The sequence below is a fragment of the Streptomyces marokkonensis genome (assembly GCF_008312835.1).
In the GTDB taxonomy this organism is placed as follows: Bacteria; Actinomycetota; Actinomycetes; order Streptomycetales; family Streptomycetaceae; genus Streptomyces; species Streptomyces marokkonensis_A.
On the sequence record NZ_VSKS01000034.1, the window covers coordinates 1 to 18,857 of the forward strand.

Below are 18,857 nucleotides of genomic sequence, written 5' to 3' on the forward strand. Positions count from 1 at the left end.
CGGCGGGTTCGGCCGGATCGGCGGGTTCGGCCGGCTGCCGGGCCCCGGCCGGGGGGTCGGCGGGCTCCGGCGGTGTCTCGGGGTGGTGCGCGGCGCGGCCCTGCGGGGGCATGGCGACGAGAACGTCCGCGCCGGGCTGGGTGAGGGTCTGGGTCTGGGTCTGCACGGGGGCGACCTCCAGGATGATCGCTGCCAGGGGGGACGACAGCGGCACTTCGGGGGCGGAGCCGGCGGCCTCGCCGCTGTCCGTCCCGTACGCGATGAGCGGAACCGCGGATGTCCGGGACCCGTCGGTGACGGATCGGCCGCGCTCCGATGACTCAGGCACCGCACCCCAGTGTGGGGTACGGCACATCGTCCCCACGAGGGGCGTGCGGTGACTTTTTGCGTCCGGTGCGTGACCGCGCGCTCACCCGGGCCGGCGGGTACCCGCGCCGGCCGGTGTCACAGCGCCGCCGCGCCGTGTGCGCGCAGGGCCTGGTCGTACTGCTGGAGGACCCACAGTTCGTTCTGGACGGCGGCCAGTTCGGCCGGGTCGCCGTGGGCGCCGAGGCGGGTGAGGCGGCCGGTGATGTCGCGGATGCGGCGCTCCACGGCGCGGCGCCGGACCGTGACCAGCTGGGCGCCCGCGTAGGTCTCGTCGACCTCCTTGACGCCCCGGTGCAGCATGATCGCCTCGACGGCGAGCTCGGTGACCATGGCGCGGACGGTGTCGTCGGGGGCGGCGTCGCGCACCCGGATCAGGTACTCCTGCGGGTCCTGGATGCCGTACTCCGCGCCGCCCGCGTCCAGGATCGCCTGGCGTACGGCCGCGTAGGGCGGCGCGGTGAACTCGTCGATGCCGTACGCGTCGAAGGCCGGGGAGACCAGTTCCGGGCGCTGGAGGGCGAGTTTGAGCAGCTCGCGTTCGGTGGCGAAGACCGGGTTGCGGAGGTTGAGGGCGGGGCCGCGCGGGGACTGCCCGGCGGGGGCCGCGGCGTACTGCTGGGAGGCTCCGCCGGGCCGGCGGCGGTCGGGGGCCGGGCCCTTGCCGCCGCGGTCGCGGGCCCAGCGGGCGAGCTGGGCGACCCGCTTGACGACGAACTGGGTGTCGAGGATGCCGAGCATGCCCGCGAGCTGGACGGCGACCTCGTGCTGGGCGCCGCTGTTCTTGATGCGGGCGACGATCGGGGCCGCTTCGTCGAGGGCCCCGGCGCGGCCGGCCGGGGTGTCCAGGTCGTAGCGGCGGACGACCTGGCGCAGGGCGAACTCGAAGAGCGGGGTGCGGGGTTCGACGAGGTCGGCGACGGCCTCGTCGCCCTTGGCGAGACGCAGGTCGCAGGGGTCCATGCCGTCCGGGGCGATGGCGATGTACGTCTCGGCGGCGAACTTCTGGTCGTCCTCGAAGGCGCGCAGGGCCGCCTTCTGGCCGGCCGCGTCGCCGTCGAAGGTGAAGATCACGCGTGCGCTGCCGTTGTCCATCAGCAGCCGGCGGAGGATCTTGATGTGGTCGCCGCCGAAGGCGGTGCCGCAGGTGGCGATGGCGGTCGTGACGCCCGCGAGGTGGCAGGCCATGACGTCGGTGTAGCCCTCGACGACGACCGCGCGGGAGGACTTCGCGATGTCCTTCTTCGCCAGGTCGATGCCGTAGAGCACCTGGGACTTCTTGTAGATCGCGGTGTCGGGGGTGTTGAGGTACTTCGGGCCGTTGTCCGCCTCGTAGAGCTTGCGGGCGCCGAAGCCGACGACGTCTCCGCCGATGTCGCGGATCGGCCACATCAGCCGGCCGCGGAAGCGGTCGATGGGGCCGCGGCGGCCCTCCTGGGAGAGACCGGAGAGGATCAGCTCCTTGTCGCTGAAGCCCTTGCCGCGCAGGAAGCGGGTGAGGTGGTCCCAGCCCTGGGGGCTGTAGCCGACGCCGAAATGGAGGGCGGCGGCCTGGTCGAAGCCGCGGTCGGCGAGGAAGACCCGCCCGGTGTCCGCCTCGGGGGACGTCGCGAGCTGTTCCGCGTACCACTCGGCGGCGATCTTGTGGGCCTCGACCAGGCGGATGCGCTCGCCGCGCTGGTGGGTGGGGTTGTACCCGCCCTCCTCGTAGCGCAGGGTGATGCCGGCCTGTCCGGCGAGGCGCTCGACCGCCTCCGAGAAGGAGAGGTGGTCGATCTTCATCACGAATGTGATGGTGTCGCCGCCCTCCTGGCAGCCGAAGCAGTGGAAGAGTCCCTTGCTCGGGCTGACCTGGAAGGACGGCGACTTCTCGTCGTGGAAGGGGCACAGGCCCTTGAGGTTCCCGCCGCCCGCGCCCCGCAGCTGGAGGTACTCGGACACCACGGCGTCGATCGGGACCGCGTCCCGAACCGCCTTCACGTCCTCATCATTGATCCGCCCAGCCACGCGTGAATTCTACGGGGGCGCTGTGACACCTCCGGGGCGTGCGCGCCCCGCGAGGGGCGCGGGGCCCTAGGCTCCGAGGCTCTCCAGGGGCACATGCGGGTCCGCCAGGGCCTCCGTGTCCACCGGGGCCCCGCTCCGGATCAGTCCCTGGATCGGGTCCGTGACATCCCACACATTCACGTTCATCCCCGCGAGCACGCGTCCTTCCTTCACCCAGAACGCGATGAACTCGCGCTTCGCCGCGTCGCCCCGGATGACCACCTGGTCGTACGAGCCGGGCGGCGCCCACCCGGAGTACTCCATCCCCAGGTCGTACTGGTCGGTGAAGAAGTAGGGGACGCGGTCGTAGGTCTCGCCCCGGCCCAGCATGGAGCGGGCGGCCGCCGGGCCGCCGTTGAGGGCGTTGGCCCAGTGCTCCACGCGCAGCCGCGTGTCGAACAGGGCGTGCGGGAAGGACGCGACGTCGCCGGCCGCGTAGATGTCCGGGTCGGACGTGCGCAGCCGCTCGTCGACGAGGACGCCGCCGCCGGCCTCGCGGTCCGCGAGCCGAAGGCCCGCCGCCTCGGCGAGGGCGACGCGCGGGGCCGCGCCGATCGCCGCGAGGACGGCGTGCGCGGGGTGCTCCTCGCCGTCGTCGGTGCGGGCGGCGAGGACCATGCCGTCCTGGCCGGTGATCTCGGTGAGCGTGGCGCCGAAGTGGAAGCGGACGCCGTGCTCGCGGTGCAGCTCGGCGAAGAGCTGCCCGAGCTCGGGGCCGAGGACCGAGTGCAGCGGGGTCTGTCCCCGGTGGACGACGGTGACCTCCGCGCCGTACCGGCGGGCCGCGGCCGCGATCTCCAGGCCGATCCAGCCGGCGCCCGCGATCACCAGATGGCCGTTGTCCCGGCCGAGGGAGGCGAGGACGCCCTTGAGGCGTTCGGAGTGGGCGAGGCGGCGCAGATGGTGGACGCCCGCAAGGTCCGTGCCCGGGACGTCCAGGCGGCGCGGCTCGGCGCCGGTGGCGAGCAGCAGCTTGTCGTAGCGGACGGTGGTGCCGTCGTCGCCGAAGCGGACGGTCCGCGCGGCGCGGTCGACGGCGTCGACGGTCTGGCCGAGGTGCAGCTCGATGTCGTGGCGCGCGTACCAGGCGGGCTCGTGCACGAAGACGCTGTCGCGTTCGTCCTTGCCGAGGAGGTAGCCCTTGGACAGGGGCGGACGCTCGTACGGGTGGTCGCGCTCGTCGCAGATCAGTATCACGCGGCCGGTGAAGCCCTCCGCTCTCAGCGTCTCGGCCGCCTTGGCGCCGGCCAGTCCGCCCCCGACGATGACGAAAGTCTGATCCGCGTCGACCACGTGATGCCTCCTCGTTACGGTGTAGCCACCTGCGAGCGTCCCGCACCCGGAATGATCCCGGAAGGGGGAGTGACCCGATCAGGCCAAGCGGGTCACGACTGCCCCGTGAGCCGGGCGTGGAGCGAGCGGGCCGAGGCGTCCGTGAGGGACGCGATCTGGTCGACGACCACCCTCTTGCGGGCGCGGTCGTCCGGGGCCCGGTCGAACAGGGTGCGGAACTGGGGGTCGAGGCCGTCGGGGGCGCGGGCGGTGAGCGCCTCGGCGAGTTCGGCGACGACGACGCGCTGGTCGGCGCGGAGCAGTTCCTGCTCGGCTCGCTGCATGACGTACCGGTCGGCGACCGCCTTGAGGACCGCGCACTCCATGCGGGTGCCGCGCGGTACGACCAGCTCGGCCCCGTATCTTGTGAGACGACCGCTGCCGAAGGCCTGCCGGGTGGCGCCCTCGGCGGCGAGGCAGAAGCGGCCGATGAGCTGGCTGGTGGCGTCCTTGAGGCGGGCCTGGGCGACGGCGGTGCCGTCGTAGCCGTGCGGCCACCACTCCTGGGCGAGGAGGCGGTCGAGGGCCTCGGCCAGTTCGGCGGGGTCGGTGTCCGCGGGGACGTACCGTCCCACGGCCACGGCGAAGACCGCCCGGCGTTCGGGCTCGGCGTGCAGGCAGTTGGGGTCGATGTGGCCGGCGTGCAGGCCGTCCTCCACGTCGTGCACCGAGTAGGCGACGTCGTCGGCCCAGTCCATGACCTGGGCCTCGAAGCAGGTGCGGGTGCCGGGGGCGCCCTTGCGGACCCAGTCGAAGACGGGGCGGTCGTCCTCGTAGACGCCGAACTTCGGTGAGGCCGGGTCGGTGGGGTGGGCGCCGCGCGGCCAGGGGTACTTGGTGGCCGCGTCGAGGGCGGCGCGGGTGAGGTTGAGGCCGACGGAGCCCTCCGGGGTGAACCGCTTGGGTTCGATGCGGGTGAGGAGGCGGAGCGACTGGGCGTTGCCCTCGAAGCCGCCGCAGTCCTCCGCGAACTCGTTCAGCGCCTGTTCGCCGTTGTGCCCGAAGGGCGGGTGCCCCAGGTCGTGGGAGAGGCAGGCGGCCTCGACGAGGTCGGGGTCGCAGCCGAGGGCGGCGCCGAGCTCGCGGCCGACCTGGGCGCATTCGAGGGAGTGGGTGAGGCGGGTGCGGGGGCTGGCGTCCCACATCTGGCTGCGCTCCCCCGGCGTGACGACCTGCGTCTTCCCGGCGAGGCGGCGCAGGGACGCGGAGTGCAGCACGCGCGCGCGGTCGCGCTGGAAGGCGGTGCGGCCGGGGCGTTTGTCGGGTTCGGAGGCCCAGCGCTCGACGTCCGACGGGTCGTACCCGGCGGGCGGGACGTGGTTCTCGTACGGCGTCGCGGGTGTGTCGGATGTGATGCCTTCCATGCACCGACAGTAGCCCCGGCCGCCGACATCCCGGTCCGCGGTGGTCGTTTCACGCCGTCAGGAGGGCGGCCGGTCCGGTGACCGGGGTCCTGGCGCGGAGGACCTGGTCGTAGCGGTGCAGGACGAGGCGGGCCATCGCGGGGTGGGTGCCGAGGGGGGCGGCGGCGATCCCGGGGGCCGCCGCGGCGCACTCCGTGGCGAAGCGGCCGGGAGCGGTGAAGTAGGAGGCGACGGCGACGCGGGAGCGGCCCCGTGCGGCCAGGGCGCGCAGGGCGTCGGGCACGGTGGGGGCGGCGGCGGAGGCGTAGGCGGGGACGACGGGGACGCCGAGCCGTTCGGCGAGCAGCCGCGCGGTGCGGTGGGTGTCGACCCTCGCCTCGGGGTCGCGGGATCCGGCGGCGGCGAGCACGACGCCGCTCGCGCGGCGGGCGGCGGCGTCCGCGGGGGTGCGCCAGCCGGCCTCGGTGAGGCGGGTGTGCAGGGCGTCCACGAGCAGCGGGTGCGGGCCGAGGGGTGCGGCCACGCGCGCGTGCAGGCGTGCCCCGGCGGCCGCCTCGGGGATGTCCCGCTTGACGTGGTGGCCCCGGCTGAGCAGCAGCGGCACGAGCACGGCCGCCCCGGTGCCCTGCGCGTCCAGCTCGGCGAGGGTGTCGGGGAGCAGGGGCGCGTTGAGCTCGATGTGGCCCAGGTGCACGGGCAGGCCGGGGCGCAGTGCGCGGACCCCGTCCAGGAGCCGCCGTACGGTGGCCAGCGCGCGCGGGTCGCGGCTGCCGTGGGCCACGACGACGAGAGCGGGGGGCGGGGCGGCCGGGCGGTGCCGGGCGTCGCGGTTCGGGGTGTGCGCCGTCATGCACCGATCGTGGCCGCGGGATGTTGCCTCCCCGTTGCGCGTGCGTGTCGGGTGTTTTCCGGCGGTTCACCGCGGGGACCGCCGCGGGTGTGAGGCCGTTCCACCTGTGGCTTCGTCCGGCGGCGTGAAGCCGGTCACAGGGCGGGCGGTGAACCGCGGGGCGCGGTGGGGCGTCTCTCCGGGTCGGGGACCGACCGGGAGGGGCCCGTCCGATGCGCCGTTTCGCAGTTCGCCGTCCGCGTCTGCCGCGTACCCGTACGGGGCAGCGGCGGCTGGTGCGGGCGGTGGTGGCGGTGTGCGTGCTGGCGCTGCTTCCGGCGACCTGGCTGCGGCTGACGACGGGCGACCGGCTGCGCGCCGCCGCCGACGTGCCGCGCACCGACGTGGCCGTGGTCTTCGGGGCGGGCCTGTGGGACGGGGAGCCGTCGCCGTACCTCGCGCACCGGCTGGACGCGGCGGCGGAGCTGTACCGCGCGGGGCGGATCGAGGTGGTGCTGGTCACCGGCGACAACAGCCGTGAGGACTACGACGAGCCCGACGCGATGCGCGCCTACCTCACCCGGCACGGCGTTCCCGACGCGCGGATCGTCAGCGACTACGCGGGCTTCGACACCTGGGACTCCTGCGTCCGCGCGAAGAGGATCTTCGGCGTGGACCGCGCCGTGCTGATCAGCCAGGGCTTCCACATCCGCCGGGCGGTGGCGCTGTGCGAGGCGGCCGGCGTCTCCTCGCACGGCGTCGGTGTCGACGAACCCCACGACGCCACCTGGTACTACGGGGGCGTCCGGGAGGTCCTCGCGGCGGGGAAGGCGGCGCTGGACGCGGCGTTCCGTCCGGATCCGCGGTTCCTGGGACCCCGGGAGGCGGGGGTCGGACAGGCCCTGGCACGGGCCCGCGCGGACCGGACACGGCGATGACCGGCCACGCATGTCGCGGTATGCGCAGGACCGCGGAATTCTCGCGATGTTCCAGGTCTTCCACGGTATGGGTGCGGACGTCGTCGTCGGGGCCAGCACCATCGTGGAGGTGAGCCACGCGCGGATGCGCACGGCCCGGCTGCGGTGGGCGCTGTCCCGTGTCAGGGCCGAGCCGGTGACCGAGCAGGCGGCCAAGGCGTCGGCGGAGCCGCTCAAGGCCGCGGGCCTGCACGGGCACGAGTACGCGATCGACGCGACGGTGGCCGGGACCGCACTGCGCCGGCCGGGCCCGGTGGCCGTACTGACGTCCGACGTCGACGACATGTCCCGGCTGTGCGGTGACCGTGTCCGGCTGATCGGCGTCTGAGCGGGCCTGCGCACCTCACCGCGGGCCGCGGGCGGCGGGGAGGCCGCCGTACCGGGCGTGTAACAGGGGCCGGCGCGCCGCGTAACACCGGCGGCGCAGGGTGAACCGCATGCAGAACACCGTGACGCCCACGCACTGCCCCTACTGCGCGCTGCAGTGCGGGATGAACCTGACGCCGGCCCCGGACGGGACGGGCGTCGAGGTGAGTGAGCGCGCGGACTTCCCGGTGAACCGGGGGGCACTGTGCGGGAAGGGGCGTACGGCGCCGGCCGTCCTGTCACCGGCCGTACGGCTGACCTCGCCGCTGGTGCGGTCCGAGGGGGGTGCGCTGGTGCCCGCCTCCTGGGGGGAGGCGCTGGACCGGATCGCCGAGGGGCTGGGGCGTACCCGGGCGGAGTACGGGGCGGACGCGGTCGGGGTGTTCGGCGGGGGCGGGCTGACCAACGAGAAGGCCTACGGCCTCGGGAAGTTCGCCCGGGTGGTGCTGGGCACCTCCCAGATCGACTACAACGGGCGGTTCTGCATGTCGTCCGCGGCGGCGGCGGGAGGCAGGGCGTTCGGTCTCGACCGTGGGCTGCCCTTCCCGCTGGAGGACATCCCGAGGACCGGCTGCGTCATCCTCGTCGGGTCGAACCCGGCGGAGACCATGCCGCCGTTCCTGCGGTACATCACCGAGCTGAAGGAGAACGGCGGCACGCTGGTCGTCGTCGACCCGCGCCGTACGAGGACCGCCGAGCAGGCCGATCTGCATCTGGCGCCGCGCCCCGGCACGGATCTCGCGCTGGCGCTGGGGCTGCTGCACCTGGTGGTCGCCGAGGGCCGCACCGACGAGGCCTACGTCCGGGAGCGCACCGTCGGCTGGGAGGAGACCCGGGCCGCCGCGATGGCGCACTGGCCGGAGTACGTGGAGCGGATCACCGGTGTGTCCGTGCCCGAACTGCGGGCGGCGGTCCGGATGTTCTGCGAGCCCGGGGCCGCGATGGTGCTGACCGCGCGCGGGCCCGAGCAGCAGGCCAAGGGCACGGACACGGTGGGCGCGTGGATCAACCTGTGCCTGGCGACGGGGCGGGCGGGCCGGCCGCTGTCCGGGTACGGGTGCCTCACCGGGCAGGGCAACGGGCAGGGCGGGCGCGAGCACGGCCAGAAGGCCGACCAGTTGCCCGGTTACCGCAAGCTGACCGACCCGGCGGCGCGGGCCCACGTCGCCGGGGTGTGGGGCGTGGACCCCGACACGCTGCCCGGGCCGGGGCGCAGCGCGTACGAACTCCTCGACGCGCTCGGGACGGACATCCGCGCGCTGCTGCTGATGGGGTCCAACCCGGTGGTGTCGGCGCCGCGCGCCGCCCACGTCGAGGAGCGGATCCGCTCGCTGGACTTCCTCGCGGTGTGCGACGTGGTCCTGTCCGAGACGGCCGCGCTCGCCGACGTCGTCCTGCCGGTGACGCAGTGGGCGGAGGAGACGGGGACGACGACGAACCTGGAGGGCCGCGTGCTGCTGCGCCGCCGGGCCCTCACCCCGCCGGAGGGGGTCCGCAGCGACCTGGAGGTCCTGCACGAACTGGCCGCGCGGCTGGGCGGCGGACGGAACCTGGAGAAGGGCTTCCCGACCGACCCCGAGGAGGTCTTCGCGGAACTGCGCCGGGCGTCCGCGGGCGGGCCCGCGGACTACTCCGGGATCACCTACCGGCGGCTGGCCGAGGAGAACGGCGTCTTCTGGCCGTGCCCCGCGGGCGGCCCGCCCACGCCGTCCGCGGCGGACGGCCCGCCCGCCGCGGACTCCACCGGGACCGGCCCGGTGGACGCCGCCGACGCCGAGGACGCCGCGCTCGACGCCCTGCCCGACGACCCGGCGCGGGCCGACGGCGACGGCGACGGCACCGAGGCAGGCGTCCACCCCGGCACCCCGCGCCTGTTCCTCGACCGGTTCGCCACCGAGGACGGGCGGGCGCGGTTCGTGCCCGTGTCGTACCGGGCGGTCGCCGAGGAGCCCGATGACGAGTACCCCGTGCTGCTGACCACCGGGCGGGTCGTGGCGCAGTACCAGTCCGGCGCGCAGACCCGGCGGGTCGACGAGCTGAACGCCGCCGCCCCCGGCCCGTTCGTGGAGCTGCACCCCCGGCTCGCGGAGCGGCTCGGCGCGGCCGAGGGCGACCCGGTGGCCGTGGTGTCCCGGCGGGGGCGGGCCGTGGCACCGGCGCGGATCACCACCGCGATCCGCCCCGACACGGTCTTCATGCCGTTCCACTGGGCCGGCGAGGGCCGCGCCAACACCCTCACCAACCCGGCCCTCGACCCGGTCTCCCGGATGCCGGAGTTCAAGGCGTGCGCGGTACGGCTGGAGGCGGTACGCCCCTGAGAGTCCCCTGCGGGGGGTCTCCGGCAGGGGAGATACCCTCACCCCGGCGCGCACGCCGGAGCCCACTCGCAGGAGACCAGGTGATCCTCCCCTTCTTCGTCTACGGCACGCTCCGCCCCGGCGAGCGCAACCACGACCTGTTCCTGCGCGGCCGCACCCTGCGCGAGGAACCCGGCCGGCTCCGGGACGCGACGCTGTACGAGGGGCCCGGATACCCGTACGCCGTCGAGGAGCCGGGCGGCGCGGTGAGCGGGGAGCTGGTGACCGCGCTGCCGGAGGCGTACCCGGGGCTGCTCGCCGAGCTGGACAGGCTGGAGGAGTACGTGCCGGGCGGCCCGCGCAACCTGTACGAGCGGGTGGCGAGGGAGGTCCTGCGCGACGCGGACGGCACGGCGGTGCGCGCGTGGGTGTACGTCGCCGCGCCCGCCGTCGCCGCGCGGCTGCGGGCACGGGGGAAGCCGGTCGAGGGCGGCGAGTGGCGCGGGGTGAGGTCCTGACGCCCCCTCGGCTCGTGGTCCTGCTCCCTCAGGTGCCCGGACCCGGGTGGCGCCGGCCGCCCGGGCGCGCCGGCGAGGGATGCTCCTCGCCGCCCGGCCCCGGGCCGGTTCCGGGGCGGATCACGTCCCCGGCGTACGCGTGGTTCACCACTGCCCCGCCGGCCGCGCCCCGGCGGCGTCACGGCCGCGCGATCCTCGCGGACGCGCCGGTCACCCGTTCACCCCCGCGCCGCGCACCCATCGGGTGCGTCTTCGCGTTCCGTTCGGGACGGCGCCGGTGACCTGCTGAAACGCGGTGAGGGCCGCGGCCGTACGGGTGCGGTCCGACACCCGTTCAGCCCGCCTCCTGACGCTTCCTCAGCGGGCGGTGACGGCCCGGTGGCACTTACCTCGGAGGGGCAGGGACGCGTCCGACGGCGGCACATGGGGGTGCCGCGGGCCGGGTCCCCTTCCGTGAGCTCGAGGGAGCATCGATGCGACGTACCGTCCGGCTGCTGACCGGCCTCCCCGGCACGACCGGTCTGACCGGCGCCGCGCTCGCCGTGGCCACCGCGGGGCTGCTGGCCGCGCCGCCCGCGTACGCCGGGGAGTCGCACGGCACGCCGGCCGGGAGCCTGGAGGTGTACCCGTCGTCGGCCGCGCCGGGCGCGCAGGTGACGGTGAACACCGCGGTGTGCGGCGACGAGGGCACGGTCGCGGGCGACGCCTCCGCCGTGGGCGCCGGCCGGTTCACGCTGACGCCGAGCGCGCACGAGCGGGACGCGATCGGACAGTTCCAGGTGCCGCCTGGCGCGCAGCCGGGGACGTACGAGATCGTCGCGACGTGCGCCGGGAGCGGCCGGCGGGTGGCCGGTGACCTGATGGTCACGCTGACGCCGGAGTCGCAGCAGGTGCATCCGCGAGGAAGTGTGAAGACGGGGGTCGGTGGCGCGCTGGGCCCCGACCCCGTGCAGACCGCGGCCGGTGTGACGGCTCTCGCCGTCGCCGCCGCGGGCGGTACCTGGCTCCTGCATCGCCGGGCGAGAGGCGACGGGATCTGACGGGCACCCTCCGCTGCCCGTCCCCGCCGGTACCGCATGTCCCCTCCCCCTCCGGGTCCGACGCCCCTCGCGGCCCGGAGGGGGGTACGGGGACCGACCCGAGATGAGGTCCAGTCCGTGACGCGCCGCAGGTTCCGCAGGACCGGGGGTCCGAGCAACGCAGCGATAACCGCCGTCACCGTGCTCGCCCTGTGCTCCGGGATGCTGCTGCTGCGCGACGGGCGGGGGGACACCCCGCCGCAGCCGTCGCCCGCCCAGGCGCACACGAGGGCCGACGACCGCAGCGCCGGCCGGTCCGCGGCGCCCGCGCTGCCGCCCTCCCCGCCGGACCGCGTCCGCATCCCCGCGATCGACGTGGACGCGCCCCTGACCGGCCTCGGCCTGACGAGGACCGGCAGCCTCGAGGTCCCGCCCGCCGACCGGAAGAACCTCGCCGGCTGGTACGCGGCCGGCACCACCCCCGGCGAGCGGGGCACCGCGATCGTCGCGGGTCACGTCGACAACGCCGACGGCCCCGCCGTCTTCTACTCCCTCGGCGCACTGCGCAAGGGCGGCACCATCGAGGTGGACCGGCGCGACGGCCGTGTCGCCGTGTTCACGGTGGACGCGGTCGAGGTGTACGACGCGCGGGACTTCCCCGACAGGAAGGTGTACGGCGCGGCGCCCCGCCCCGAGCTCCGCGTCATCACGTGCGGCGGCGGCTACTCGCCCACCACCGGCTACCGCGGGAACGTCGTCGTCTACGCCCACCTGACGGACACCCGCTGACCGGCCCCAGGCCGAGTCCGCCCGTCCGTGCGCTCAGGCCAGCCACTGCTCGTACGCCAGGTTCGCCACCAGGGCGAGGACGACCGTCAGCAGGACGACGCGGACGAAGCCGCTGCCCTTCTTCAGGGCCGTGTGGGCGCCGAGCGTGCCGCCCGCCAGGTTGAACACCGCCATCAGCGCCGCCAGCTGCCACAGCACCGCGCCCTGCCAGGCGAACGTCGCCAGCGCGCCGGCGTTGGTGCAGCAGTTGACGATCTTGGCGGTGGCGGAGGCGGTGACCAGGTCGAGGTGGAGCAGAGCGGTGAGCGCCAGCACGAGGAACGTGCCCGTGCCGGGGCCGACGAGGCCGTCGTAGAAGCCGATGCCCAGGCCGCCCAGGCCGATCGCGGCGAGGATCTGCCGGCGGGTGGCCGGACCGGTGGCGGGGGCCGTGCCGAAGGCGGGGCGCAGGATCACGAAGGCGGCGACGGCGAGCAGCACCACCATGATCACCGGTTTGAGGACCTCGGTGCTCATCCCGGCCGCGAAGAAGGCCCCGGCCGACGAACCGGCGAGGGCGGCCAGCCCGATGCGCACGGCCGTCCGCACGTCGACCGGCGCCTTGCGGGCGTAGGTGACCGCCGCACCCGTGGTGCCTACGATCGCGACCGCCTTGTTGGTGCCCAGCGCGTGCGCGGCCGGGGTTCCCGAGGGGAGCCCCAGCAGCAGGGCGGGCAGGAGCAGCAGCCCGCCGCCGCCGACCACGGCGTCGATCCAGCCTGCGGCGAGGGCGGCCAGACAGAGCAGGACGACCGTGGTGAGCGAGATGTCGGGCATGGCCGCGAGCCTAGGGACGGGATAGATGGTGCGTCCATCAAGATGAGCGTTTATTGAGGTTGGCCTTCCGCCGGCCCCCGTCGGCCCCCGCCGGCCTCCTCACACCGGCGCCCCGGCCGCTCCGGGAAGCCTCACATCCACCCCCCGCTCCCGCTGAGGGCAGCGTTCCGCGCGGGAAACAGAGGTGATGCTGCCGGGTAACACCCGCACCGCACGCTCGGGGACATGACCTCGAATGAGCGTGTGGTGGTGATCGGCTCCGGCCTCGCGGGCGTACGACTCGCCCGGCGGCTCGGCGAGCTCGGCACGCCCGTCACGCTGATCGGCGAGGAGGAGCACCGTCCGTACAACAGGGTGCTGCTCGCCGAGGTGCTGGCCGGGCGCTACAGCCCCGAGGTGATCGCCCTGCCGGCGCCCGCGGGCCTGGTCCGGGCCCGGGTCACCGGGATCGACCGCGCCGCGCGGACCGTCGCGTGCGCCGACGGTTCGGTGATCGGATACGGCCGGCTGGTCCTGGCCACCGGCTCCAACCCCGTGCTGCCGCCGCTGCGGGGCCTGTTCACCGCGGACCACGAGCTGCCCGAGGGCGTGCACGCGTTCCGCACCATGGACGACTGCCTGGGCCTGGCCAAGGCGGTAGGGCCTGGAGTGCGGGCGGTGGTGATCGGCGGCGGTCTGCTCGGCGTCTCCGCGGCCCGCGCCCTCGCCGTGCGCGGCGCACAGGTCGTCCTCGCCCAGCAGGCCGGGCGGCTCATGGAACGCCGGCTCGACCCGGCCGCCTCCACGCTCATCGAGCGGTATCTGACCGGCCTCGGCGTGGAGGTGCACACCGAGTGCCGGGTGCGGGACGTGCGCTGCGCCGCCGGCGCCGTCCGCTCGGTGGAGATGGCCGACGGATACGCCCTCGACGCCGACCTCGTGGTCCTGGCCTGCGGGGTCCACCCGAGGACCGGTCTCGCCCAGGCCGCCGGGCTCGAGGTCCGCAAGGGCATCGTCGTCGACGACGAGCTGCGCACCTCCGACCCGTACGTCCACGCCGTCGGCGACTGCGTCCAGCACGCCGGCACGGTGTACGGCCTCGCCGCCCCGGCCCTGGAACAGGCCGACGCGCTCGCCGCGCTGCTCGCCGGGGACGCCTCCGCCCGCTACACCGGCACCCGCTCCCTGACCCGGCTCACCCTCACCGGTCCCGACAGCCCCTTCGACCTGGCCGCGTTCGGCGAGACCGAGGCGCTGCCGGGCGACGACGTCGTCCAGCTCACCGACGCCACCCGCGGCACCTACCGCAAGGTCGTCGTCCGCGACGACCGCCTGGTCGGCGGAGTCCTGGTCGGCGAACTCGGCACCGTCGGCGCCCTCGCGCGCGCCTGGGAGGGAGCAGAGCCGCTCCCGTCCGACGGCGGGCCCCTGCTCCACCTGCTCACCAACGACGGAGGCTCCTGATGTCCACGGACACACCGACCATCGTGCTCGTCGGCCACGGCATGGTCGGCCAGCGTTTCCTCGAGGCGCTCGCCGAGCGCGGCCTGACCGCCACGCACCGCGTGGTCGTGCTGTGCGAGGAGCCGCGTCCGGCGTACGACCGCGTCCAGCTCACCTCGTACTTCTCGGGGAAGACCCCCGAGGACCTGTCCATGACGGACCTGGCGTTCATCGAGGCGCACGGCATCGAGCTGCACGTCGGCGACCCGGCGGAGACCGTCGACCGCGCGGCGCGCGAGGTGACCGCCCGCTCGGGGCTGGTCGTCGGCTACGACGTCCTGGTCCTGGCCACCGGCTCCTACCCGTTCGTGCCGCCGGTGCCGAACAAGGACGCCGAGGGCTGCTTCGTCTACCGCACCATCGAGGACCTGCTCGCCATCGAGGAGTACGCGCGCAGGTCGACGACCGGTGCGGTGGTCGGCGGCGGTCTGCTGGGCCTGGAGGCGGCGGGCGCGCTCAAGGGCCTCGGGCTGAACACCCACATCGTGGAGTTCGCCCCGCGCCTGATGCCGGTGCAGGTCGACGAGGGCGGTGGCGCGGCGCTGCTGCGCACCATCGAGGACATGGGCCTGAGCGTCCACACGGGTGTCGGCACGCAGGAGATCGTGACCGACGACGCGGGCGCCGTCACCGGCATGAAACTGTCCGACGGCAGCGAACTCGCCACCGACCTGGTGGTGTTCTCCGCCGGTGTCCGCCCCCGCGACCAGCTGGCCCGCGCCTGCGGCCTCGACGTCGGCGAGCGCGGCGGCGTCGCGGTCGACGAGCAGTGCCGCACGGTCACCGACCCGCACGTGTTCGCCATCGGCGAGTGCGCCCTGGCCGCCGACGGCCGGGTGTACGGCCTGGTCGCCCCCGGTTACGAGCAGGCGGCGACCGTCGCCGCGACGATCGCCGAGGACGAGGCCGCCTTCACCGGCGCCGACCTGTCCACCAAGCTGAAGCTGCTCGGCGTGGACGTGGCGTCCTTCGGCGACGCGCACGGCACCGCCGGGGACTGCCTGGACGTCGTCTACTCCGACTCCCGCGCCGGCCTGTACAAGAAGCTGGTCATCGGCCGCGACGGGACACTGCTCGGCGGCATCCTGGTCGGCGACGCCGAGGCGTACGGCACGCTGCGCGCCTTCACCGGCTCGGTGCCGCCCGTCGCCCCGGAGTCGCTGGTGCTGCCCGCCGGCGCCGGGGCCCCGGCCCAGCTCGGTCCCTCCGCGCTCCCCGACGACGCCGTCGTCTGCTCCTGCCACAACGTCACCAAGGGCACCATCCGCGCCGCGGTCACCGACCACCGGTGCACCACCGTGCCCGAGGTGAAGAAGTGCACCAAGGCCGGTACCGGCTGCGGCAGTTGCGTGAAGGTGCTGGGCCAGCTGGTCAACGCCGAGCTGGAGGCGAGCGGCGTCGAGGTCGACAAGGGCCTGTGCGCCTGCTTCTCGCAGACCCGCGAGGAGCTGTACGAGATCGTCCTGGCCCTGCGCGTCACCTCCTACCGGGAGCTGCTCGACCGGCACGGCCGCGAGACCGCCCGGGGCGGCGACGGCTGCGAGGTGTGCAAGCCGGCGGTCGGCTCGATCATCGCCTCCCTCGCCCCGACGATCGGCGCCGGCACGCACGTCCTGGACGGCGAACAGGCCGCCCTGCAGGACACCAACGACCACTTCCTGGCCAATCTGCAGAAGAACGGCTCGTACTCGGTCGTGCCGCGCATCCCCGGCGGGGAGATCGCCCCCGAGAAGCTGATCGTCATCGGCGAGATCGCCCGCGACTTCAACCTCTACACGAAGATCACCGGCGGCCAGCGCATCGACATGTTCGGCGCCCGCGTCGAACAGCTCCCGCTGATCTGGGCCCGCCTGGTCGACGCCGGCTTCGAGTCCGGCCACGCCTACGGCAAGTCGCTGCGCACGGTGAAGTCCTGCGTCGGACAGACCTGGTGCCGGTACGGCGTCCAGGACTCCGTACGCATGGCGATCGACCTGGAGCTGCGCTACCGGGGGCTGCGCTCCCCGCACAAGCTCAAGTCGGCGGTCTCCGGCTGCCAGCGCGAGTGCGCGGAGGCCCAGTCGAAGGACTTCGGCGTCATCGCCACCGCCAACGGCTGGAACCTCTACGTCGGCGGCAACGGCGGCGCCACCCCGCGCCACGCCGATCTGCTCGCCCAGGACCTCTCGGACGCCGAACTCGTCCGTCTCATCGACCGGTTCCTGATGTTCTACATCCGCACCGCCGACCGCCTGGAGCGCACCAGCGTCTGGCTGGACCGGATCCCCGGCGGCCTGGACCACGTACGGGACGTGGTCGTCCACGACTCGCTCGGCATCTGCGACGAGCTGGAGGCCCTGATGGCCGCCCATGTCTCCCACTACCGCGACGAGTGGGCCGAGGCCATCGGCGACCCGGAGAAGCTCGCCCGCTTCGTGTCCTTCGTGAACGCGCCCGACACCCCCGACCCGGTGGTCGCCTTCGTCCCCGAGCGCGACCAGATCAAGCCCGACCTGCCGCTGCTGAACATCGGCCTGCGCCCCGCCGACGACATCCTGGAAGGAACCGCGACGCGATGACCCTGACCCTCGAGACCACCGACCTGAAGGTTCGGCTCCGCCTCACGGACGACTGGTTCACGGTCTGCGACCTGAGCACGCTGCTCCCGGGCCGCGGGGTGGCGGCCCTCCTGCCCGACGGCCGCCAGGTCGCCGTCTTCGCCGACCGCTCCGGCCGCCTCTACGCCATCGACAACCGCGACCCCTTCACCGGCGCCGCGGTCCTCTCCCGCGGCCTGACCGGCACCCACCAGGGCCGCCCCTTCGTCGCCTCCCCGCTCCTGAAGCAGCGCTTCGACCTGGAATCGGGTCAGTGCCTGGACGACGAGACGGTCCGGGTGACGGCGTACGAGGTGAAGGCGGCCTGACCGGCCGGGGGCGGCCGGGTTCCCGTCCGGTCCGGGTCGCACCGGGCCGGCGTGCGGGTCCAGCCGCTCGATCACCGACCCGCGCTCCGGCGTCCCCGGCACCGCCGTCCGCGTCGGCGACTCGGTCGACGTTCACGGCGGTGGCGGTCCCGCCGCGGCCGACCGTCACAGGCCGTCGTACGCCACGCCCGTCAGCTCCTCCGAGGCGGCCCACAGCCGCTCCGCCGCCCTGTCGTCGAGGGTCCAGGGTGCCCGCCACGAGGGCGCGGGCGCCCCGCGCCACATGGCGAAGGACGGTCCGACGAACGCGTCCGGGCGGACGCCGGGCGCGGTCGCCGCGTACAGCACGGGCAGCGCGCCCGCCTCGGCGGACTGGGCGACGACGCGGTTGCCGAGCCGCACCACCCGCTCGGCCAGTCGCCGTCCCTCGGCGCGCGGTCCCGCGGTCTGGAGGTTGGTGGCCGCGTACCCGGGATGGGCGGCGGCCGCCACCACGTCAGCGCCGTGCGCCGCGAGCCTGCGGGCCAGCTCGTGCGTGAAGAGCAGGTTGGCGGACTTGGAGCGGGCGTAGGCGACCCAGCGCCGGTACCGCCGCTCGCTGTTGAGGTCGCGCGGGTCGATGTTGGCCAGCACGTGCATGAAGCTGGACACGGTCACGATCCGCGCGCCCGGTGCCGCGAGCAGCGCCGGCATCAGCAGCCCGGTGAGGGCGAAGTGCCCGAGGTGGTTCACCCCGAACTGCGTCTCGAACCCGTCCGCGGTCGTCCCGTACGGCAGTGCCATGACGCCGGCGTTGTTGACGAGCAGGTCGACCCGCTCGTACGGCAGCGTGGCCGCGAACTCCCGCACCGACGCCAGGTCTCCGAGGTCCAGCCGCCGCACCTCCGCGTCGGCGCCCGGCACCTCGGCGTGCAGCCGCGCCAGGGCCCGGCTCCCCCGCGCCTCGCTGCGGCAGGCGAGCACCACCCCGGCGCCCCCGCGGGCCAGCTCCCGTGCGACGACGAAACCGAGTCCGCTGTTGGCCCCGGTGACCACGGCGCGGCGACCGCTCCGGTCGGGGATGTCGTGCGTGCTCCAGCCGGTCATGGGTTCAGCCTAAGAGGAACGGACCGACGGTCGCATGGCGGAGAGCTACCCTCCGGTCACGTCACGTTCGCATCACGGGAAGTTCATATCCCCACCACACCATCCGCACCCCACTAGCTTCAGCACCCTCGCACCGAGCACACACATACGCCCGATCTGGGGGGCTCCTCACCATGAATCCGTTCCGTACCTCCGCCGCCGCGGTCCTCGCCGCCCTCGCCCTGGCCGCCGTACCGGCCACCGCCGTGGCCCACGACGGCAACCACCCGTTCAAGAACTGCACCGACGCGTACGACAACGGGTACAGCAACATCGCCAAGGGCGACGACCACTACGGCAAGCACCTGGACCGCGACAACGACGGCATCGGCTGCGACCAGCCGCCCGCGGACTTCGTCCCGCACGAGGAGGAGACGGACACCGGGTCCGACAGCACCGGCAGCGACACCGGCGGCAAGGAGCGGAGCGGCACCGGTACCGACCTCGCCGAGACCGGCGGCAGCGACGCCACGCCGTACGTCGCGGCCGGCGGCGCGGCCGTCGTCCTCCTGGGCGGCGGCGTGATGTTCGCGGCCCGCAGACGGCGCGACAACCGCTGACCCGCACGCGCGAGAGGGCGGCACCCCCGCACGGGTGCCGCCCTCTCTTTTCGTGATCCGGAGCCG

At 74.4% G+C, this 18,857-nt stretch carries 16 protein-coding genes and 1 pseudogene; 10 read left to right on the top strand and 7 right to left on the bottom strand.

Features of this window, described 5'->3' with window-relative positions; all coding sequences use genetic code 11:
- The 5 genes and pseudogenes from F1615_RS34420 to F1615_RS34440 all read right to left on the bottom strand — a co-directional run.
- A pseudogene (locus F1615_RS34420) lies at positions 1-328 on the bottom strand (RNA polymerase sigma factor); the annotation flags it as partial.
- A 116-nt stretch (positions 329-444) separates the two neighbouring features.
- Positions 445-2,373 (bottom strand): DNA primase, encoded by a 1,929-nt coding sequence (gene dnaG / locus F1615_RS34425; protein ID WP_149552976.1) that lies wholly within the window; start codon positions 2,371-2,373, stop codon positions 445-447.
- A gap of 66 nt (positions 2,374-2,439) precedes the next feature.
- A complete protein-coding gene (locus F1615_RS34430; RefSeq protein ID WP_149552977.1) occupies positions 2,440-3,705 on the bottom strand; it encodes an NAD(P)/FAD-dependent oxidoreductase in 1,266 nt (421 codons plus the stop codon).
- Between the two features lie 92 nt (positions 3,706-3,797).
- Positions 3,798-5,108 carry a deoxyguanosinetriphosphate triphosphohydrolase gene (locus tag F1615_RS34435; protein WP_149552978.1) on the bottom strand — a complete coding sequence of 437 codons (1,311 nt, stop codon included), beginning with the start codon at positions 5,106-5,108 and terminating at the stop codon, positions 3,798-3,800.
- Between the two features lie 49 nt (positions 5,109-5,157).
- On the bottom strand, positions 5,158-5,958 hold the full coding sequence (locus F1615_RS34440) for a sirohydrochlorin chelatase (protein ID WP_149552979.1): 801 nt from the start codon (positions 5,956-5,958) through the stop codon (positions 5,158-5,160).
- Positions 5,959-6,170: 212 nt separating this feature from the next.
- On the opposite strand from F1615_RS34440, the gene F1615_RS34445 reads away from it, so the two are divergent.
- The 6 genes from F1615_RS34445 (at position 6,171) to F1615_RS34470 (ending at position 11,903) form a co-directional block, all read left to right on the top strand.
- Positions 6,171-6,875, top strand: coding sequence for a SanA/YdcF family protein (locus F1615_RS34445; RefSeq protein ID WP_149552980.1), 705 nt, complete (start codon positions 6,171-6,173; stop codon positions 6,873-6,875).
- Between the two features lie 10 nt (positions 6,876-6,885).
- Complete coding sequence (locus F1615_RS34450) at positions 6,886-7,242, top strand: DNA-binding protein (RefSeq protein ID WP_149552981.1); 357 nt, start codon at positions 6,886-6,888, stop codon at positions 7,240-7,242.
- 109 nt (positions 7,243-7,351) lie between these two features.
- Positions 7,352-9,598, top strand: coding sequence for a molybdopterin oxidoreductase family protein (locus tag F1615_RS34455; RefSeq protein ID WP_149552982.1), 2,247 nt, complete (start codon positions 7,352-7,354; stop codon positions 9,596-9,598).
- An 80-nt stretch (positions 9,599-9,678) separates the two neighbouring features.
- A complete protein-coding gene (locus F1615_RS34460) occupies positions 9,679-10,095 on the top strand; it encodes a gamma-glutamylcyclotransferase family protein (protein ID WP_149552983.1) in 417 nt (138 codons plus the stop codon).
- Between the two features lie 473 nt (positions 10,096-10,568).
- On the top strand, positions 10,569-11,135 hold the full coding sequence (locus F1615_RS34465; RefSeq protein WP_149552984.1) for a hypothetical protein: 567 nt from the start codon (positions 10,569-10,571) through the stop codon (positions 11,133-11,135).
- A gap of 201 nt (positions 11,136-11,336) precedes the next feature.
- Positions 11,337-11,903 carry a class F sortase gene (locus tag F1615_RS34470; RefSeq protein WP_244328958.1) on the top strand — a complete coding sequence of 189 codons (567 nt, stop codon included), beginning with the start codon at positions 11,337-11,339 and terminating at the stop codon, positions 11,901-11,903.
- Positions 11,904-11,936: 33 nt separating this feature from the next.
- Here F1615_RS34470 and F1615_RS34475 read toward each other — a convergent pair whose 3' ends face one another.
- Entirely contained in the window at positions 11,937-12,719 is a 783-nt protein-coding gene (locus tag F1615_RS34475) for a sulfite exporter TauE/SafE family protein (RefSeq protein ID WP_149552986.1), read from the bottom strand.
- A 225-nt stretch (positions 12,720-12,944) separates the two neighbouring features.
- On the opposite strand from F1615_RS34475, the gene F1615_RS34480 reads away from it, so the two are divergent.
- The 3 genes from F1615_RS34480 to nirD are packed head-to-tail and all read left to right on the top strand — an operon-like array spanning position 12,945 to position 17,106.
- Positions 12,945-14,162 (top strand): NAD(P)/FAD-dependent oxidoreductase, encoded by a 1,218-nt coding sequence (locus tag F1615_RS34480; RefSeq protein WP_149552987.1) that lies wholly within the window; start codon positions 12,945-12,947, stop codon positions 14,160-14,162.
- Positions 14,162-16,759, top strand: coding sequence for a nitrite reductase large subunit NirB (gene nirB, locus F1615_RS34485; protein WP_167533947.1), 2,598 nt, complete (start codon positions 14,162-14,164; stop codon positions 16,757-16,759). Before F1615_RS34480 ends, nirB begins: the two co-directional genes overlap by 1 nt.
- The gene (gene nirD / locus F1615_RS34490; RefSeq protein ID WP_149552988.1) at positions 16,756-17,106 is read left to right on the top strand and encodes a nitrite reductase small subunit NirD; all 351 of its coding nucleotides are present in this window, start codon (positions 16,756-16,758) and stop codon (positions 17,104-17,106) included. Before nirB ends, nirD begins: the two co-directional genes overlap by 4 nt.
- 165 nt (positions 17,107-17,271) lie before the next feature.
- Here the strand turns inward: nirD and F1615_RS34495 are convergent, their stop codons facing one another.
- Positions 17,272-18,192 (bottom strand): oxidoreductase, encoded by a 921-nt coding sequence (locus tag F1615_RS34495; protein ID WP_149552989.1) that lies wholly within the window; start codon positions 18,190-18,192, stop codon positions 17,272-17,274.
- A gap of 173 nt (positions 18,193-18,365) precedes the next feature.
- Between F1615_RS34495 and F1615_RS34500 the strand changes: the two genes are divergently transcribed.
- The gene (locus F1615_RS34500; RefSeq protein WP_149552990.1) at positions 18,366-18,791 is read left to right on the top strand and encodes an excalibur calcium-binding domain-containing protein; all 426 of its coding nucleotides are present in this window, start codon (positions 18,366-18,368) and stop codon (positions 18,789-18,791) included.
- Positions 18,792-18,857 lie beyond the last annotated feature (66 nt).

Bases quoted from the DNA above. Each gene is read 5' to 3' on its own strand.
- F1615_RS34465 (WP_149552984.1), top strand. From the start codon at position 10,569: ATGCGACGTACCGTCCGGCTGCTGACCGGCCTCCCCGGCACGACCGGT.
- F1615_RS34435 (WP_149552978.1), bottom strand. From the start codon at position 5,108: ATGGAAGGCATCACATCCGACACACCCGCGACGCCGTACGAGAACCAC.
- F1615_RS34455 (WP_149552982.1), top strand. From the start codon at position 7,352: ATGCAGAACACCGTGACGCCCACGCACTGCCCCTACTGCGCGCTGCAG.
- F1615_RS34500 (WP_149552990.1), top strand. From the start codon at position 18,366: ATGAATCCGTTCCGTACCTCCGCCGCCGCGGTCCTCGCCGCCCTCGCC.
- F1615_RS34495 (WP_149552989.1), bottom strand. From the start codon at position 18,192: ATGACCGGCTGGAGCACGCACGACATCCCCGACCGGAGCGGTCGCCGC.
- nirD (WP_149552988.1), top strand. From the start codon at position 16,756: ATGACCCTGACCCTCGAGACCACCGACCTGAAGGTTCGGCTCCGCCTC.
- F1615_RS34440 (WP_149552979.1), bottom strand. From the start codon at position 5,958: ATGACGGCGCACACCCCGAACCGCGACGCCCGGCACCGCCCGGCCGCC.
- F1615_RS34450 (WP_149552981.1), top strand. From the start codon at position 6,886: ATGTCGCGGTATGCGCAGGACCGCGGAATTCTCGCGATGTTCCAGGTC.
- F1615_RS34445 (WP_149552980.1), top strand. From the start codon at position 6,171: ATGCGCCGTTTCGCAGTTCGCCGTCCGCGTCTGCCGCGTACCCGTACG.
- F1615_RS34475 (WP_149552986.1), bottom strand. From the start codon at position 12,719: ATGCCCGACATCTCGCTCACCACGGTCGTCCTGCTCTGTCTGGCCGCC.
- F1615_RS34480 (WP_149552987.1), top strand. From the start codon at position 12,945: ATGACCTCGAATGAGCGTGTGGTGGTGATCGGCTCCGGCCTCGCGGGC.
- nirB (WP_167533947.1), top strand. From the start codon at position 14,162: ATGTCCACGGACACACCGACCATCGTGCTCGTCGGCCACGGCATGGTC.
- F1615_RS34470 (WP_244328958.1), top strand. From the start codon at position 11,337: ATGCTGCTGCTGCGCGACGGGCGGGGGGACACCCCGCCGCAGCCGTCG.